16 protein-coding genes and 3 tRNA genes are annotated in these 16,096 nt (G+C 70.9%); 5 read left to right on the plus strand and 14 right to left on the minus strand.

Annotated elements, in window-relative coordinates; all coding sequences use genetic code 11:
* Positions 1 to 164 precede the first annotated feature (164 nt).
* The 3 genes from nusG to Q5694_RS12505 all read right to left on the minus strand — a co-directional run bounded on the left by nusG (position 165) and on the right by Q5694_RS12505 (position 1,550).
* Positions 165 to 1,004 carry a transcription termination/antitermination protein NusG gene (gene nusG / locus Q5694_RS12495; protein ID WP_333932854.1) on the minus strand — a complete coding sequence of 280 codons (840 nt, stop codon included), beginning with the start codon at positions 1,002 to 1,004 and terminating at the stop codon, positions 165 to 167.
* 80 nt (positions 1,005 to 1,084) lie between these two features.
* Entirely contained in the window at positions 1,085 to 1,369 is a 285-nt protein-coding gene (secE, locus tag Q5694_RS12500) for a preprotein translocase subunit SecE (protein ID WP_094054434.1), read from the minus strand.
* A 108-nt stretch (positions 1,370 to 1,477) separates the two neighbouring features.
* Positions 1,478 to 1,550 (minus strand) — tRNA-Trp (locus Q5694_RS12505).
* 305 nt (positions 1,551 to 1,855) lie between these two features.
* Here Q5694_RS12505 and Q5694_RS12510 point away from each other — a divergent pair.
* Entirely contained in the window at positions 1,856 to 3,082 is a 1,227-nt protein-coding gene (locus tag Q5694_RS12510) for a pyridoxal phosphate-dependent aminotransferase (RefSeq protein WP_333932855.1), read from the plus strand.
* 131 nt (positions 3,083 to 3,213) lie between these two features.
* Positions 3,214 to 4,245, plus strand: coding sequence for an adenosine deaminase (locus tag Q5694_RS12515; protein ID WP_333932856.1), 1,032 nt, complete (start codon positions 3,214 to 3,216; stop codon positions 4,243 to 4,245).
* Between the two features lie 56 nt (positions 4,246 to 4,301).
* On the opposite strand, the gene Q5694_RS12520 is transcribed toward Q5694_RS12515, so the two are convergent.
* The 9 genes from Q5694_RS12520 to Q5694_RS12560 all read right to left on the minus strand — a co-directional run bounded on the left by Q5694_RS12520 (position 4,302) and on the right by Q5694_RS12560 (position 9,500).
* Positions 4,302 to 5,357 carry a UDP-N-acetylmuramate dehydrogenase gene (locus Q5694_RS12520; RefSeq protein WP_333932857.1) on the minus strand — a complete coding sequence of 352 codons (1,056 nt, stop codon included), beginning with the start codon at positions 5,355 to 5,357 and terminating at the stop codon, positions 4,302 to 4,304.
* Between the two features lie 95 nt (positions 5,358 to 5,452).
* Positions 5,453 to 5,833, minus strand: coding sequence for a DUF3291 domain-containing protein (locus Q5694_RS12525; protein ID WP_333932858.1), 381 nt, complete (start codon positions 5,831 to 5,833; stop codon positions 5,453 to 5,455).
* Between the two features lie 31 nt (positions 5,834 to 5,864).
* Positions 5,865 to 7,301, minus strand: a complete 1,437-nt coding sequence (locus tag Q5694_RS12530) for a DHA2 family efflux MFS transporter permease subunit (protein WP_333932859.1) — start codon at positions 7,299 to 7,301, stop codon at positions 5,865 to 5,867.
* A gap of 96 nt (positions 7,302 to 7,397) precedes the next feature.
* A complete protein-coding gene (locus Q5694_RS12535; protein ID WP_333932861.1) occupies positions 7,398 to 7,952 on the minus strand; it encodes a TetR/AcrR family transcriptional regulator in 555 nt (184 codons plus the stop codon).
* 112 nt (positions 7,953 to 8,064) lie between these two features.
* Positions 8,065 to 8,493, minus strand: coding sequence for a MaoC family dehydratase (locus Q5694_RS12540; RefSeq protein WP_333932951.1), 429 nt, complete (start codon positions 8,491 to 8,493; stop codon positions 8,065 to 8,067).
* 8 nt (positions 8,494 to 8,501) lie between these two features.
* Positions 8,502 to 8,954 (minus strand): MaoC family dehydratase N-terminal domain-containing protein, encoded by a 453-nt coding sequence (locus tag Q5694_RS12545; RefSeq protein WP_333932862.1) that lies wholly within the window; start codon positions 8,952 to 8,954, stop codon positions 8,502 to 8,504.
* 100 nt (positions 8,955 to 9,054) lie between these two features.
* Positions 9,055 to 9,219: a 50S ribosomal protein L33 gene (gene rpmG, locus Q5694_RS12550; RefSeq protein ID WP_003948671.1), complete on the minus strand. Its 165-nt coding sequence runs from the start codon at positions 9,217 to 9,219 to the stop codon at positions 9,055 to 9,057.
* Between the two features lie 89 nt (positions 9,220 to 9,308).
* A tRNA-Met gene (locus tag Q5694_RS12555) sits at positions 9,309 to 9,381 on the minus strand.
* Positions 9,382 to 9,427: 46 nt separating this feature from the next.
* Positions 9,428 to 9,500 (minus strand) — tRNA-Thr (locus tag Q5694_RS12560).
* A 403-nt stretch (positions 9,501 to 9,903) separates the two neighbouring features.
* Between Q5694_RS12560 and Q5694_RS12565 the strand changes: the two genes are divergently transcribed.
* Positions 9,904 to 11,166, plus strand: coding sequence for an amidohydrolase family protein (locus Q5694_RS12565; RefSeq protein WP_333932868.1), 1,263 nt, complete (start codon positions 9,904 to 9,906; stop codon positions 11,164 to 11,166).
* A gap of 115 nt (positions 11,167 to 11,281) precedes the next feature.
* Positions 11,282 to 11,938 carry an SDR family oxidoreductase gene (locus Q5694_RS12570; RefSeq protein WP_333932869.1) on the plus strand — a complete coding sequence of 219 codons (657 nt, stop codon included), beginning with the start codon at positions 11,282 to 11,284 and terminating at the stop codon, positions 11,936 to 11,938.
* 297 nt (positions 11,939 to 12,235) lie between these two features.
* Here Q5694_RS12570 and Q5694_RS12575 read toward each other — a convergent pair whose 3' ends face one another.
* Complete coding sequence (locus tag Q5694_RS12575) at positions 12,236 to 12,448, minus strand: hypothetical protein (RefSeq protein ID WP_333932871.1); 213 nt, start codon at positions 12,446 to 12,448, stop codon at positions 12,236 to 12,238.
* A 501-nt stretch (positions 12,449 to 12,949) separates the two neighbouring features.
* Positions 12,950 to 13,168 (minus strand): aromatic-ring hydroxylase C-terminal domain-containing protein, encoded by a 219-nt coding sequence (locus Q5694_RS12585; RefSeq protein WP_333932873.1) that lies wholly within the window; start codon positions 13,166 to 13,168, stop codon positions 12,950 to 12,952.
* Positions 13,169 to 14,100: 932 nt separating this feature from the next.
* Here Q5694_RS12585 and Q5694_RS12590 point away from each other — a divergent pair.
* Positions 14,101 to 16,092, plus strand: coding sequence for a hypothetical protein (locus tag Q5694_RS12590; RefSeq protein ID WP_333932874.1), 1,992 nt, complete (start codon positions 14,101 to 14,103; stop codon positions 16,090 to 16,092).
* Positions 16,093 to 16,096: the final 4 nt, after the last annotated feature.

Consider the following 16,096-nt stretch of genomic DNA (forward strand, 5'->3'; position numbering starts at 1 on the left):
CCGGGTCCTTTCGATTCGGGTCCTGCCCGCCCCCGGGGACCACCCGGATGCAGGCATACCGCACAACGATAACGGGTATAGATGCGCGGCCAAAAACCGCGCAGGTCAGGCAAGCGCCGGAGCGTTCGCCTGACCTGCGCGGAAGCGGTGGTGTCCGGAAGAAACTAGTTCTTCTGGATCTGGTCGAAGGAGAGCTCGACCGGCGTCTCGCGGCCGAAGATCTCCACGAGGCCCTTGACCTTCTTCGAGTCGGGGTTGATCTCGTTGATGGTCGCCTGCAACGTGGCGAACGGGCCGTCGGTGACGGTGACCGAGTCGCCGACCTCGAAGTCCAGCACCTGGACCTCGACCTTGCGCTGCGGAGCCGGCTTGCCCTCGGCCTCGGCGGCCTCGCGGGCGGCCTTCTCCTCGGCCTCGGGGGCGAGCATCTTGACGATCTCGTCCAGGGTCAGCGGGTACGGGTCGTAGGCGTTGCCCACGAAGCCGGTGACGCCGGGGGTGTTGCGGACGACGCCCCAGGACTCGTTCGTCAGGTCCATGCGGACCAGGACGTAGCCCGGGAGCTTGTTCTGCTTGATCGTCTTGCGGTCGCCGTTCTTGATCTGGACGACCTCTTCCTGCGGCACCTCGGCCTGGAAGATGTAGTCCTCGACGTTCAGCGAGACGGCGCGCTGCTCGAGGTTGGTCTTCACGCGGTTCTCGTAGCCGGCGTAGGTGTGGATGACGTACCACTCGCCGGGCAGGACGCGCAGTTCCTCGCGGAGCTTCTCGATCGGGTCGCGGTCGTCCTCGGGCTCTTCCTCGGCCTCGGGCTCTTCCTCGGCCGCGGCCTCTTCGCCGGCCTCGGTCTCGGCCTCGGCGGCGTCCTCGTCCGCGACGGCGTCGGCAGCCTCGACCTCGGCGGAGGCCTCGGTGTCCTCGCTGTCCGCGCCCTCGACGGTGTCGAGCTCGTCCTCGACGGACTCGACAGGCTCGATGGCGTCGTTCACGTTCGGGTCAGACACGGTGGCTGCTTCTTCCTGGATACATAGGGGTGGAACATGCGAAAGGAGCGCCGGGTACCTCGGCGCTCTTCGCTGGCTGCTCAGCCGAACACGTACTTGGCTGCGTGGCTGAGTCCGTAGTCGATCACGGTGACCAGACCGATCATGATGACGACGAAGATGATGACCACGGTCGTGTACGTCGTCAGTTGGTTGCGCGACGGCCAGACGACCTTGCGCAGCTCGGCGACGATCTGGCGGTAGAAGAGGGCCAGGCGCTTCAGCGGGCCCTTCTTGCCGCGCTTACCGCCCTTGCGGGTCTTCTTGGACTCCGGCGCCTCGTCCTGGGCATCAGGCATGTCGATGGAGCCCACGGCGTCCGTCACTCGTCCTCACCTGATTCCGGGTCGTGGCCGTGCCGCGCCCGGTCTGAGCCGCACGGCGGTGCATTGCTGTACGTACATGCGCACACATCCTGGCGAAGGTGTGTGTAGCAGGGCCGGAGGGACTTGAACCCCCAACCGCTGGTTTTGGAGACCAGTGCTCTACCAATTGAGCTACGACCCTTTGTGTGTCCCCCAACGTACCGCATCCGCCCGGATGCCTGGTGTGCACCGGACGAGCACGGCCTGCGGGAGGCCAACGAGGTGAGAGTGTACGTGGTCCGCGGCCGGGCGTCGAACAGAAAGGACGCGCAGCCGGGGTCGTTGGCGGAAGATCGCCCGGGGAGCGGGCCCGGCGACCGGGGGCAGCGGCCGAAGATCCCCCTGGCGGCGTGGCCGATCCGGACTGGTGTTCAGGCGTTTCCCCGGGTTGTTCAGTCTGTGAAACCCCCGTGCCGCGCGCGTTTCCTGTCTGAAACGATGGGGCGCATGAGCGCTGCAACCCCTCCCACCGAGCGCCGGGTCTCCGCCCGAGTCGGCGCGATCTCCGAGTCCGCCACCCTCGCCGTGGACGCCAAGGCCAAGGCCCTCAAGGCCGCCGGGCGTCCGGTGATCGGCTTCGGCGCCGGTGAGCCCGACTTCCCGACCCCGGACTACATCGTCGAGGCCGCGATCGAGGCCTGCAGGAACCCGAAGTTCCACCGCTACACGCCGGCCGGTGGTCTGCCCGAGCTGAAGGCCGCGATCGCCGCGAAGACGCTGCGCGACTCGGGCTACGAGGTCGACGCCTCGCAGATCCTCGTCACCAACGGTGGCAAGCAGGCCATCTACGAGGCCTTCGCCGCGATCCTCGACCCGGGCGACGAGGTCATCGTGCCCGCGCCGTACTGGACGACCTACCCGGAGTCGATCCGGCTGGCCGGCGGTGTCCCGGTGGAGGTGGTCGCCGACGAGACGACCGGCTACCGGGTGACCGTCGAGCAGCTGGAGGCGGCCCGTACGGAGAAGACGAAGGTCGTGCTCTTCGTCTCGCCGTCGAACCCGACCGGAGCGGTCTACAGCGAGCACGAGACCGAGGCCATCGGCCGCTGGGCCGTGGAGCACGGCCTGTGGGTGCTGACCGACGAGATCTACGAGCACCTCGTCTACGGCGACGCCTCGGCCGTGTCGCTGCCGGCGGTCCTGCCCGAGCTGCGCGACAAGTGCATCGTGGTCAACGGCGTCGCCAAGACGTACGCGATGACCGGCTGGCGCGTGGGGTGGATCATCGGTCCGAAGGACGTCGTCAAGGCCGCCACCAACCTGCAGTCGCACGCCACGTCGAACGTGTCCAACGTCGCCCAGGCCGCCGCGCTGGCCGCCGTCTCCGGCGACCTGGTGGCCGTGGCGAAGATGCGGGAGGCGTTCGACCGCCGCCGCAAGACCATCGTGCGGATGCTGAACGAGATCGACGGCGTGCTGTGCCCCGAGCCGGAGGGCGCGTTCTACGCCTACCCCTCGGTGAAGGCCCTGGTGGGCAAGGAGATCCGCGGCAAGCGCCCCAAGGACACGGTCGAGCTGGCCGCGCTGATCCTGGAGGAGGCGGAGGTCGCCGTCGTACCGGGTGAGGCGTTCGGCACACCGGGGTACCTGCGGCTGTCGTACGCGCTGGGTGACGAGGATCTCGTCGAGGGCGTCAGCCGCATCCAGAAGCTGCTCGCGGAGGCGCGGGACTGACGTCCTGCCCGCCGCTCCCGGCTCGCGGGGCACCCACCGGTTCCGGTGGGTGCCCCGTTCGTCTGTGCGGGCAAGAGCACGAAAGGGGAAACGGCTACCGGGACGACCGAGGTGTACGGCAGGATCCTTGGATGGAGCGTGTACGTGATGTCTCTGAGCTGCCGAAAGCCCACCTGCACCTGCACTTCACCGGGTCCATGCGTCCCTCGACCGTGCTGGAGCTGGCCGACAAGTACGGGGTGCGGCTGCCCGACGCGCTGAGTGAGGCGCTGACCAGCGGGGAACCGCCGAGCCTGCGGGCGACGGACGAGCGGGGCTGGTTCCGCTTCCAGCGGCTGTACGACGCGGCGCGCTCGTGCCTGCGGGAGCCGGAGGACATCCAGCGGCTGGTGCGCGAGGCCGCGGAGGAGGACCTGCGGGACGGGTCGGGGTGGCTGGAGATCCAGGTCGACCCGACGTCCTACGCGCCGCGGCTGGGCGGGCTGATCCCGGCGCTGGAGGTCATCCTGGACGCGGTGGAGACGACCTCGCGGGAGACCGGGCTGGGGATGCGGGTGCTGGTCGCCGCGAACCGGATGAAGCACCCGCTGGACGCGCGCACGCTGGCCCGGCTGGCGGTGCGGTACGCCGACCACGGCGTCGTCGGGTTCGGGCTCTCCAACGACGAGCGGCGGGGCATGGCGCGGGACTTCGACCGCGCGTTCTCGATCGCGCGGGAGGCCGGGCTGCTGTCCGCCCCGCACGGCGGCGAGCTGGCCGGCCCGTCGTCGGTACGGGACTGTCTGGACGACCTGGGAGCGAACCGGGTCGGGCACGGGGTGCGGGCCGCCGAGGACCCCCGGCTGCTGAAGCGGCTGGCCGACCGGCAGGTGACGTGCGAGGTGTGCCCGGCGTCGAACGTGGCGCTGGGGGTGTACGAGAAGCCGGAGGACGTGCCGCTGCGGACGCTGTTCGAGGCGGGCGTGCCGTTGGCGCTGGGCGCCGACGACCCGCTGCTGTTCGGCTCGCGCCTGGCGGCGCAGTACGAGATCGCGCGGCAGCATCACGGGTTCACGGACGCGGAGCTGGCGGAGGTGGCCCGGCAGTCGGTACGGGGGTCGGCGGCGCCGGAGGACGTGAAGGCGAAGCTGCTGTCGGGCGTGGACGACTGGCTGGCGTCGTAGGGCGGCGGCTCGCGCTGCCCGGCGCGTGTGCGTCGGGGCCGGGCCGCGCTGCGCGCCTAGAGGCTGACCCCGACCGTCACCGGCTCGTTGACCAGCGTGATGCCGAAGGCTTCCCGGACGCCGGCCACGACCTCGCGGGCCAGGGCGAGGAGGTCCTCCGTCGTTGCGCTGCCGCGGTTCGTCAGGGCCAGCGTGTGCTTGGTGGAGATCCGGGCCGGGCCGGCGCCGTAGCCCTTCGTGAAGCCGGCCCTGTCGATGAGCCAGGCCGCCGAGGTCTTGGTGCGGCCCTCGCCGGCCGGGTAGGCGGGCGGCTCCACCCCGTCGCCGAGCCGGTCGCGCACCCGGGCGCGGAACGCCTCGAAGTCGGCGTCCGTGAGGATCGGGTTGGTGAAGAAGGAGCCGGCCGACCAGGTGTCGTGGTCCTCCGGGTCGAGGACCATGCCCTTGCCGGCGCGCAGCTTGAGCACCGTCTCGCGGGCCGAGGCCAGAGGCACGCGGTCGCCGGGCTCCACACCGAGGGCCCGGGCGGTCTCGGCGTACCTCAGCGGGGCGGACAGGCCGCCGGCGTCCTCCAGGGCGAAGCGGACGCGCAGGACGACGTAACGCTCGGGGTCGGACTTGAAGCGGCTGTGGCGGTAGGAGAAGGCGCACTCCTCGTTGGAGAGAGTCACCGTCTCGCCCGTGCGGCGGTCGTAGGCGACGACCTCCGTGATCGTGGCGGAGACCTCCTGCCCGTACGCCCCGACGTTCTGGATGGGTGTCGCGCCGGCCGAGCCGGGGATGCCGGCCAGGCACTCGAGGCCGGCCAGGCCCGCCTCGACCGTGCGGGCGACGGCGTCGGTCCACACCTCTCCGGCCGCCAGTTCGAGCCGGGTGCCGTCGAGGGAGAAGCCCTCGGTGGCGACGACGAGGGCCGTGCCGTCGAAGCCCTTGTCGCCGATGACCAGGTTCGATCCGCCGCCGACGAGCAGCAGCGGGGTGCCCGTCCCGTCGGCTTCGCGGACGGCGGCGATCACTTCGTCGTCCGTCGTGGCGGTGACCAGCCGGGTCGCGGGACCGCCCAGCCGGAAGGTGGTCAGGGGGGCGAGGGGGGCGTCGTGGAGTTCCTGCACGGGCCCAAGACTACGAGACGGCACCCACGGCGCCGGCACGCGTGCGTGCGGCCCCGTTCCCGGCGGAACGGGGCCGCACGCACGCGTGGTGGTCGTCAGGGCAGCCGGCGCAGCGCCTCGGACCAGGACAGGGGGAGGTCGTCGCTGCTCGCCTGCCAGGCGGTGAAGGCCGAGTCCTTCATCTGCGGGGCCAGGCCCCTGGCGGCCGGGCCGTGCGTGCCCGCGCGGGCGAAGGCGTGCAGGGCGTCCTCGGACTCCCAGGCCGACAGGGTCCAGAAGGTCCGCTTCAGGGGCTTCGCCCGCAGGGCCGCCCCGTAGGCACCGGGGCTGCGGCGGACCTGCCGCCAGACACCTGGCGTACCGGCGAGGAACCTGAGCGCTCCCCACAGGGTGCGGGTCTCGAAGCGGGAGGCGAAGACGTGCACCACGGCGCCCGCGGGCGGGGTGTTCGGGACGGTCCAGGGAAGGGTCGGCACGGCTGCTTCTCCTTGTCGGGTCCTGAGAGGGTCAGTGCGAGGCCGTCTCCAGCACCGGTGCCTGTTCGGTCGGTGCGGTCTGGCGCCCGGTGCGGCGCCGGGTGGGGATGAGCAGGGCCGCGACACCGGCCACGGCGACCACCGCGGAGCCGGTGACCAGGGCGGGGCGCAGGCCGTCGACGAAGGTCTGGCCGGTCTCGTAGCCGCCCTGGGCGGCGAAGATCGAGGCCATGACGGCCACGCCGAGCGCTCCTCCCACCTCGCGCAGGGCGTTGTTGGCGCCGGAGGCGATGCCCTGCTCCTGGGGCAGGACGCTGGACATCACCAGGTGCGAGGCGGGGGCGAAGAAGAGGGCCATGCCGATGCCGCTGATGATCAGGGCGGGAAGCTGGGCGGTGTAGGAGGCGTCCGCGGTGGCCACGACCGACATGTAGCCCAGGCCCAGGGCCTGCAGGAACAGGCCGGTGGCGACGACCGGGCGGCCGCCGATGCGGTCGGCCAGGATGCCGGCGACCGGGGCGACCAGCATCGGCATGCCGGTCCACGGCAGCATCCTCAGGCCGGCCTCGGTGGGCGAGTAGCCGAGGACGCCCTGCATGTACTGGCTGAGCAGGAAGATCGAGCCGAACATGCCGAGGAACATCAGCAGGCTCGCCGCGTTGATGCCGGAGAACGCCCGGGAGCGGAACAGCCGCATCGGCAGCATGGGATTCTCGGCCCGCGTGCTGTAGAGGACGAAGGTGACGAGCAGCGCACCGCCCGCGACCAGGCCGGTCAGGACCAGGGACGAGGTCCAGCCGTCGGCGGGACCGCGCACCAGGCCGTAGACGATGCCGAACAGGCCGCCGCTGGCGAGCAGGGTGCCGGCGATGTCGAGCGGGGCGCCGGTGCCGCGGGACTCGGCGAGGCGGAGACGGGCCAGGGGCAGCAGGGCGAGGCCGAGCGGGACGTTCAGCCAGAAGATCCACTGCCAGGAGATGTGTTCGGTGAGGCTGCCGCCGACCAGCGGACCGGAGGCGACGGCCAGCCCGTTGACGGCGCCCCATATGCCGTACGCCATGCCGCGCTTGGCGGCCGGCACGGCCGCCGTCAGCAGGGTGAGCGTCAGCGGCATCATCACCGCGGCGCCGGCGCCCTGGACCGCGCGGGCGGCGATGAGGGAGTCGATGCCCGGTGCCGTCGCGGCGGCGGCGGAGGCGCCGGTGAAGACGGTGAGCCCGGCCATGAAGAGCCGCCGGCGGCCGAAGCGGTCGCCGAGGGCCGCGCCGAACATCAGCAGGACGGCGAAGGTGAGCGTGTAGGCGCTCACGGTCCATTCCAGGTCGTGCAGTCCCCCGCCGAGGTCCTCGCGGATGGAGGGCAGGGCGGTGGTGACGACGAGGTTGTCGAGGGCCGCCATGAATCCGGCGACGCTGGTGATGACGAGGGCCCAGCCGGCTCCCCCGCGGCGTGCGGTCTGTTGTGACATCGCTCCCCCAAGAACGGGTTACACCTTGATCGATTAGTTATTGATTACTAACTTTTGCGGTCAATCAGAAGGGCCCACCTTCCGGACTCCGCCGCGTCAGCCGTCGGAGTCCGGTGCGCCCAGCCCCGCCCAGACCCGATGATCGGCCGGGAAACCCATGGCCACCAGGCAGTTGATGAGCATGCCCTGGGCGATGAAGGCCGTCGTCTCGTGGGCGTCGGCGCCCAGCGGCAGGTGGATGGTGTCCCACAGCCGCATCCAGCCCGCGCGTACGGCTTCGCCGAACTCGCGGTCGCCCTCCTCCTCGGCGGACGCGACGGCGAGGTACATCTGCATCTGCATCATCAGCCGCTCGGGCTGCTCGGAGATGGTCTCGACGTACGCGGCACCCATGGCGCGGCGGGCCTCTTCACCTTCCAGCCCGTCGGCTGCCTCCGCGAACATCCGGATGGTGTCCTCGACGCACCGCTCCGCAGCCGCGAGGAAGATGGCCTTCTTGCCGGGGAACAGCCGGAAGAGATAGGGCTGCGAGACGCCGACCCGCCGGGCGATCGCCTCGGTCGAGGTGCCGTGGTAGCCACCCCGGGCGAACTCGGTCGTCGCCGCCCGGATGACGCTCTCGCGCCGCTCTTCCGCACTCATCCTGGCCATGAAAACGAAGTTAGTACTCAATCACTAACCACGTCAAGGGGTCGGTGGCCCGGGAGACGGCCGAGGGGCGCCCCCACTCCGGGAAGCGCCCCTCACCTGCACTCTTCTCGGCTCAGGCCAGCCGTACGACCGCCCGGGACATGCCCAGGACCTTCTGCCCGGCACTGGTGGCCGTCAGGTCGACGCGGACCGTGTTGTCGTCGAGCTTGGCGGCGACCTTGCCGCTGACCTCGATCTCGGCGCCGCGATCGTCGTTCGGCACCACGACCGGCTTGGTGAAGCGCACGCCGTACTCGACGACCGCGCCCGGGTCGCCGGTCCAGTCGGTGACCACGCGGATCGCCTCGGCCATGGTGAACATGCCGTGCGCGATGACGTCCGGCAGGCCGACCTCCTTGGCGAACTTCTCGTTCCAGTGGATCGGGTTGAAGTCGCCGGAGGCCCCCGCGTACTGCACGAGCGTGGCGCGGGTCACGGGGAAGGTCTGCGCGGGCAGTTCCGTGCCGACCTCGACGTCGGAGTAGGAGATCTTCGCCGTCATGGGATCGCTCACGCCTCCTCGGCCGCACGGGCCACGAGCTTGGTCCAGGCGGTCACGACGTGCTCGCCGGCCTCGTCGTGGACCTCGCCGCGGATGTCCAGGATGTCGTTGCCCGCGAGGGACTTGATCGCCTCGATGGTCGAGGTGACCGTCAGCCGGTCCCCGGCACGGACCGGGCGGCGGTAGGCGAACTTCTGGTCGCCGTGCACCACGCGGCCGTAGTCCAGGCCGAGCTGCGGGTCCTGCACGACCTCCCCCGCGGCCTTGAAGGTGATCGCGAAGACGAACGTCGGCGGGGCGATCACGTCCGGGTGGCCGAGCGCCTTGGCGGCCTCCGCGTCCGTGTACGCCGGGTTGGCGTCCCCGACCGCCTCGGCGAACTCACGGATCTTCTCGCGGCCCACCTCGTAGGGCGCGGTGGGCGGGTACGTCCGCCCCACGAAGGACTGGTCGAGCGCCATGGCCCGGTACCTCCTGGTTGCTCTACTGACCGGTACGGGTCGTCCAACGACACGAGGCCGCCCCCGATCACTCGGGAACGGCCTCGTGTACGAGCCTGATTTATCGCGTTTCGCGGTGCGCGGTGTGCGCATTGCAACGCGGGCAGTGCTTCTTCATCTCAAGACGGTCCGGGTTGTTACGCCGGTTCTTCTTGGTGATGTAGTTCCGCTCCTTGCACTCCACGCAGGCCAGCGTGATCTTCGGGCGGACGTCGGTGGCAGCCACGTGAGTGCTCCTTGACGAACGGATTGATGGTATTAACGCAGGAAAGAGTAGCCGATTGAAGGACCGACCCCGCAATCGGCTACTGTCAGTAGCGGTGACCGGACTTGAACCGGTGACACAGCGATTATGAGCCGCTTGCTCTACCGACTGAGCTACACCGCTGTGATGCGATCGGACCCCGCCTTGCGGCGGGAACCTCTCACACCAGAGCCCCAAAACGGAATCGAACCGTTGACCTTCTCCTTACCATGGAGACGCTCTGCCGACTGAGCTATTGGGGCGAGCGATGAAGACATTACACGGTCGCCCGCCGTTCGCCCAAATCCGTTTCGAGGCTTCCGCCCGCTGCGCTCCGACCGCCCGCCCGGCCGGCCCGTACCCGCCCCGGCCCGAGGTGGGCGACCGCGCCGGGAGCCCTGCGCGCACCCCGCGTCCGAGGCGTCGGACCGGGATCGGGAGCACCCCGGTTCGAGACGGTGGACCGCACGGGGAGCCCCAGGTGTGACCGGCTGAAGGCGGCGGAACGCACCGGCGGGTCCGGGCCACGGACCGGCGGAGGCCCGGCGGACCACACCGGTACGACTATTGCGCTCCTCCCCGACACGGGTGGGAGGCCGCCCTAGGCTCGTCTCACTCTGCGTGATCACGCGTCCTCCCGCGCGCAGCCCGAGCCCCTGGAGTGCGATGCCCGACAGCCGGCCGCAGCCGCCCCCTCCCCCGTCCTCCTCGCCCGGTCCGGCCGGGTCCCCGTCGCTGCTGCTGTGCGGGGCGCGGCTCACCGACGGCCGGACCGTGGACGTGCGGCTGGTCGGCGGCCGCATCGAGGCGGTCGGCACGGCGGGCAGCCTGCGGACGGGCGGTGGCACGCGCGCGTGCGGGGCGCGGGTGGACCTCAGCGGCTATCTGCTCCTGCCGGCCCCGGCCGAACCGCACGCCCACGCCGACACGGCCCTGTCGGCCGACAGCGAGGGCCCGGTCTCGTACGAACCCGAGGACGTCCAGCGCCGGGCCACCGAGGCCGCGCTGCTCCAGCTCGGGCACGGGGCGACGGCCGTACGGGCGCACGTGCGCGTGGGGGACGTCCAGGGGCTGGGCTCGCTGGCGGCCGTGCTCCGGGCCCGCCGGGCGCTGCGGGGACTCTCGGAGCTGACGACCGTGGCCGTGCCCCGGGTACTGACCGGCGTGGCCGGGGCGGACGGGCTCGCGGTGCTGCGGGACGCGATGAAGATGGGTGCCTCCGTGGTGGGCGGCCGGCCGGACCTCGACCCCGATCCGACGGGGTACGTGGAGGCGGTCCTGGAGGTCGCCTCCGAACACGGCTGCCCGGTCGACCTGCACACGGACGCCGGTGACCCGGCCCGGCTGGCCCGGCTCGCCGCGATGGCGGGCGGACTGCGTCCCGGCGTGACGCTCAGCCCGTGCGGGGACCTGGGACGGCTGCCGTCCGAGGTGGCCTCGCGGACCGCCGACCAGCTGGCGGCGGCCGGCGTGAGCGTGGTGTGCCTGCCGCAGGGCGGCTGCGGCGGTGTGGACTGCCGGGGCGCGGCCCCGGTGCGGCTGCTGCGTGCGGCCGGAGTGCGGGTGGCCGCGGGGAGCGGTGCCCTGCGGGACGTCTCGAACCCCGTGGGCCGGGGCGACCCGTTGGAGGCGGCCTACCTGCTGGCCTCGCGCGGCGGCCTGTCCCCCGAGGAGGCCTACGAGGCCGTGAGTTCCTCGGCGCGGGCGGTGCTCGGGCTTCCCGAGGTGCGGGTGGAGGCCGGTTTCCCGGCCGAGTTGCTGGCGGTGCGCGGGGACCGGCTGGCCGGGGTGCTCTCGCTCGCGTACAGCCGTGTGGTCGTGCACCGGGGGCGCGTGGTGGCACGCACCAGTGCGGTGCGGGAGTACTGCAGTTCGACGGGTTCGGTGGAACTGGGTCTGCCCCGTCAGGGGCGGGGGGACGTGCCGTAGACGTGCCGTGAGGGCGGAACCGCAGGCAGGAAGGTGGGCGGGACGGTGGGCGGGACGGTGGGGGTGCGGTCAAGTCGTGCGGCGGACGGAGCTGTCCGGGCGTACGGTCGAAGGCATGCGCATTGTCATCGCTGGTGGTCATGGTCAGATCGCGTTGCGGCTGGAGCGGTTGCTCGCCGCGCGCGGGGACGAGGTGGCGGGCATCATCCGCAAGGCCGAGCAGGCCGACGATCTGCGGCAGGCGGGTGCCGAACCGGTCGTGCTCGACCTGGAGTCGGCGTCCGTGGACGAGGTCGCCGAGCGGCTGCGGGGCGCCGACGCCGCGGTCTTCGCGGCCGGCGCGGGGCCCGGGAGCGGCGCGAACCGCAAGGACACGGTCGACAAGGGCGCGGCGGTCCTCTTCGCGGACGCCGCGGTGAAGGCGGGCGTCCGCCGGTTCGTCGTCGTGTCGTCGATGGGCGCCGACCCGGACCACGGGGGCGACGGGATCTTCGACGTCTACCTGCGCGCCAAGGGCGAGGCGGACGCGTACGTGCGCGGCCTGGACGCTCTGGACTGGACGATCCTGCGTCCCGGCCAGCTCACGGACGACGCCGGCACGGGACTGGTGCGCCTGGAGGCCCACACGGGGCGGGGGCCCGTCCCGCGCGACGACGTGGCCGCGGTGCTCGCGGAGCTGGTCGACACCCCGGCGACCGCCGGGCTGACACTGGAACTGATCAGCGGGTCGGCGCCGGTGTCGGTCGCGGTCAAGTCGGTCGCGGGCAACTGACGGCTCGGGCGGCTCGGGCGGCTCAAGCGGTTCGGTGGCTCAAGCGGCTCGGCGGCTCAAGCGGTTCGGTGGCTCAGGCGGCTCGGTGGCTCAAGCGGCTCGGCGGCTCAAGCGGCTCGGCGGCTCAAGCGGCTCGGTGGCTCAGGCGGCTCGGTGGCTCGGGCGGCTGAGCAGGGGGCAGTTGAGGCGGTCGGGGCTGTTTCGGTAGGCCCGCCGCCCCGGCTGTCACCGGCTCGGGCGGACGCGTACACGGCGGGGCCGCCCGCTGGACAAGGCGAGGCCGCCCGAGCCGGGCCTTCAGAACAGGGGGAGCTGGCCTGGGAAGTCCGGTACCACGTAGCCGTCGAGGGACGGTTGCTCCGGGCCGGGCAGGGCCGGGCGGCGGGAGCCGGGGCACGAGGTGAGTTCGCCGTGCTCGCGCGCTCCGGGCGGGTCGTGGCGCGCGTACCGCCCGGCGACGACGGCGATCTCGCGGCGGCATTCGGGGCAGATCCTGCGGCGGGAGGACATGGGGCCAGTCTGCCGCGTGGCGGGGATGGTCGAGCGGAGCGCTCTGGCGCGGAGGTGCGCGTCCGCGGCTGGTTCGACCCTCCTGCCCTGTGCCTCCGTCGGGGCTGTGGGTTGCTCGGCCGAGTCTGCGGGTTGATTCGCCGGGGCAGTGCGTCGCTTCGCCGAGGTAGTGCGGTCCATCGGCACGTCGACGGCGAGCGCCGTGGCCGGGGTGATCCTCGCGCAGCTCACGCCCCCTCTGCGGGCCGACCAACCTGTCGTCCCAGAACGGCTTCGAGGTCGTCCGCGCCGTAGGAGCCGGGGCCGCGCTGCTGGCGTTCGCGTTGGCCTCGTTCATTCCGCGCCAGCCGGTGGGGAGTTCGGGGCCGGTCGCTGAGGATACGGCGGGTGAGACGTGGGCGGTCCCGGAGGGGATCGCCCAGGGAAGGGGGCGGGGCCGGTGGGTGGACGGGGCCAGTAGGTGCGGGAGGTCGGCGGGTGAGCGAGGTCGGTCTGGGCGTCTCAGAGGTGTGCCGGACCCAACCACCGTCGAAACCGTGCGCGTAGGCCGAGTTGTTCCTCGCCGACCCAGGCCACGTGGCCGTCCGGTCGCAACAGCACGGCCGGGACGTCGAAGTCGTACACGCGAACCCCCACTTTGGGCAGCAGCAGAGATCCTCGCCTTTCCTGCCTCCCCGCGTTCGCGGGTTCGCCGTCGCCGGTGACCGGGGTCCGGGCCACTCGCTCTCACGGACGCCGGCCACGGAGACGGTGGGGGTTCCCGTGCAGCCCTAGACCAGCGACTCGATCGAGGGCCGGACGAGGCGGCCTGGCGGATCGGGCCTGGGGCGGGTGATGCAGGCCACAGGGGGTGGGGAGGCCCCGAAGCAGAGCAAGAAAGAAGCCCCTCTGGACTGGGTCCAGAGGGGCTACCTCACATGTGGCGGCGCCAGGATTCGAACCTGGGAAGGCGAAGCCGGCAGATTTACAGCGGGCCGCGCCCACGGCCATTGACCTGCGGTTTCCACGTCCGTCCCGCCACCGGGGGACACCTGGGGGAACTCACCCTCAGCGGCTCCGGTCTGCGCCACACACCATTCTTGGGAGGAAGCCCTGTGCGCCGCTGCCATTCCCGAGATCGCCACCGAACCCCACAACAACGTTCGCTGCGGAGCGCGCTTCCTTGCTCGCGCATCATCCGCCACCCTCACAGGCGCCCCAGCCTGCCCGCCACCTCGCACCACGCTAGGGCTGATCTGCAACTTCACTGCATGCAGGCCCCCGCGCAGAAGGTTCCGTTCCCAGTTCGTGCTGATCACGCAGCCATTCGGCGCCAAACTGCCTCGCAATGATCATTTTGCGCTTTTAATGATTATTCGCTTGCCTGCTCGGCCCCGACCGACGGAGACTGGTCTGAGTTGTAGGACACGCGTGCTTGCGTCCCTTCCCAGAAGCGCCGACTTCACGGGAGGGAGAGCGAGGCCCGTACAGCGCCAGCACCGACTGAGCGCCGAGGCCGGACTACGCAGGCTGGATGTGCTCCTGCCGCTCCCTGTGATGCGGGCCAGGATCCGCAGAGCGTGGGTGCGAGGGCTGGATCGGCGACTCCGGCTCCCGCGTGTATGCCTCCGCGGGAGTGGTTCCCGTGGAGGGGACCACGAGGAGGGCCTCAGATGCCTCTCAGCCCCAATTCAGGTGCGACGATCCGCGGTGAGAAGACCGAGCTTCCCAAGCCCATCCGGCGAGTGCCTGACATCCCGGACTCGGTCTTGCACAAGAATCTGCGCGCCGCGCTGAAGAAGCACGGCATGAGCGACCAGGCCGCGGGAGCGATCTCGACGATCTGGACCAATCCCGCCGCTGTTCTGCCGCAGGTCGAAAACCCCCAGCGCCGCCGCATCCCCGGTGCGGATCTACTGGTCGTCTCGGGACAGGTGTACACCGCCCGCCTCGCGCCGGACCCGCTGAACCCCCGCAACGCCGACCAGATCAACTTCCCTCTCGCCGGAAGCGCGGGAGCGCCCCCGGCCACCCTCACGCCGGCGGCCGAGGCAGGCGTAGGCGAGATGTCCGTACGCGTGGCGAGCCGCGCGGCGCTCGTGGCCCAGCTCACGTGGGCCATGGAGACGACGCGCAACCAGAATCTCCCGAATCCGAGCATTGCCGACCAGGGCATCATGGACCCACCGATCGGCGTCGCCACCACTGTGTCGTACGACGCAGAGGGCGAAAACCCGACTGCTCACATCTTCGTCCGCGAGGGATCGACGCGTACGAGCCACGGTCTCTACTGGCTGGGCGTCAATGCCGACGAGGTTCTGTTCCAGCTGCCTCGAGGCGCGGCTGCGATGCAGACCCACATCGATAAGATCAACAGTTACGCGGACAAGCCGAAGAACAAGATCGATGAGACGGAGAAGTCAGCGGTGCGGTGTGCCGTCACCGACTTCGAGCTCATCATCGGCGTGGTGCCGGACACCCCCGGCACGGTGGACCTCGCGCAGGCAATCAAGGCTCGCGTCGCCCAGGACCACCTCAATCCGAAGACGCCCTGGAGCGACCCTGCGAAGTACACCACGCTCGCAGAGGAGTGCCTCCTCGCGGCACGTGCGGCAGCCGTTGTCCCGAGCGACGTCGAAGCCGACTGGCTGGCCGGCCGGCTGACCCAGGAGGAGGCCGAGCAGAACAAGATCCCGGCCTTCCTGGACGACCGAGCGGCGCGCATCGTGCACCTCTTCACCACGCGCGAGCCCAAGATCCATGACGCGGTGCGCAAGCCCATCGCCCTGGTTCTCGCCGAGGGTGAGCTGCTGAACGGGCGGCGCCGGAAGAACGTGACGCTGAGGACCAAGCTTCCGCTCGGGGTCGAGATGATCGCCCGGGAGCAGCGGGGCAAGGCTTCGGAGCCGGACCTTGCGGCCTTCCGCAAGACGCTGGAGAGCGCCCTTCCACCGCACCTGAGCCAGGCCAACGCGTGGAAGCCGACGCGACGCACGCCGGAAGCCCTGTTCGAGGCTGCGCTCAAGGAGCTGGAGAACGGCGAGGCCGGCGGACCTGCGGGAACCGAGTTGTGGGTCCGTGCGGCGTACGTCCTCGTCAAGCACAAGGCAATCAGCGGCCCGAGGCACGACATCGGAGCAGGCAGCGACCGTCGCCCTCCGGCGGACATCATGCAGGAGCTGCTCGAGACCAAGCGCGGCCTGCACCATTTGCGGCAGGCGGTCGAGGATGACCGTGCCGGTCTCCGGCCGCGTCAGGTGGATCCTCAGGGGCATCCCGAAGCGAGCGCTGCGGGTGCGGACATCTACGTCAACAACAAGTTCCTCCGCGAGGATTTGGCCCCGAAGGATAAGGAGGAGCAGGAGCCTCTGGATGAGGAGGCGGCCCTCGAAGCGAAGTACCAGCGCTGGCTCAAGGACACGCAGGGTGCCCTCAGGCTTCTGGCGGACGCAATGCGGAACCTCGGAGGGGTTAAGGACGAGAACGGCGTGGCGCTGATCGAACAGCGCGGCCGCGCTCAGGCCCGTCTGCTCAGGGACCAGCTCAAGAACATGCTGGGAACCGCTGAGGACTGGTGGGAGGCGGCCGTCGACGCCGGCCCCTCGGCTGCTGATGACGGGACGAACGAGGACGACGGCACCGAGGACGAGAGCGAGACGGCCTGATGAA

It is taken from the genome of Streptomyces sp. AHA2, from assembly GCF_036857595.1.
Lineage (GTDB): Bacteria > Actinomycetota > Actinomycetes > Streptomycetales > Streptomycetaceae > Streptomyces.

Excerpts from the sequence above, each read along its gene's own strand:
- Q5694_RS12545 (WP_333932862.1), bottom strand. The coding sequence starts at position 8,954 with ATGGCGCTCGACCAGTCCTTCGTGGGGCGGACGTACCCGCCCACCGCG.
- Q5694_RS12590 (WP_333932874.1), top strand. The coding sequence starts at position 14,101 with ATGCCTCTCAGCCCCAATTCAGGTGCGACGATCCGCGGTGAGAAGACC.
- Q5694_RS12570 (WP_333932869.1), top strand. The coding sequence starts at position 11,282 with ATGCGCATTGTCATCGCTGGTGGTCATGGTCAGATCGCGTTGCGGCTG.
- Q5694_RS12535 (WP_333932861.1), bottom strand. The coding sequence starts at position 7,952 with ATGGCCAGGATGAGTGCGGAAGAGCGGCGCGAGAGCGTCATCCGGGCG.
- Q5694_RS12515 (WP_333932856.1), top strand. The coding sequence starts at position 3,214 with ATGGAGCGTGTACGTGATGTCTCTGAGCTGCCGAAAGCCCACCTGCAC.
- Q5694_RS12575 (WP_333932871.1), bottom strand. The coding sequence starts at position 12,448 with ATGTCCTCCCGCCGCAGGATCTGCCCCGAATGCCGCCGCGAGATCGCC.
- Q5694_RS12530 (WP_333932859.1), bottom strand. The coding sequence starts at position 7,301 with ATGTCACAACAGACCGCACGCCGCGGGGGAGCCGGCTGGGCCCTCGTC.
- Q5694_RS12510 (WP_333932855.1), top strand. The coding sequence starts at position 1,856 with ATGAGCGCTGCAACCCCTCCCACCGAGCGCCGGGTCTCCGCCCGAGTC.
- Q5694_RS12565 (WP_333932868.1), top strand. The coding sequence starts at position 9,904 with ATGCCCGACAGCCGGCCGCAGCCGCCCCCTCCCCCGTCCTCCTCGCCC.
- Q5694_RS12540 (WP_333932951.1), bottom strand. The coding sequence starts at position 8,493 with ATGACGGCGAAGATCTCCTACTCCGACGTCGAGGTCGGCACGGAACTG.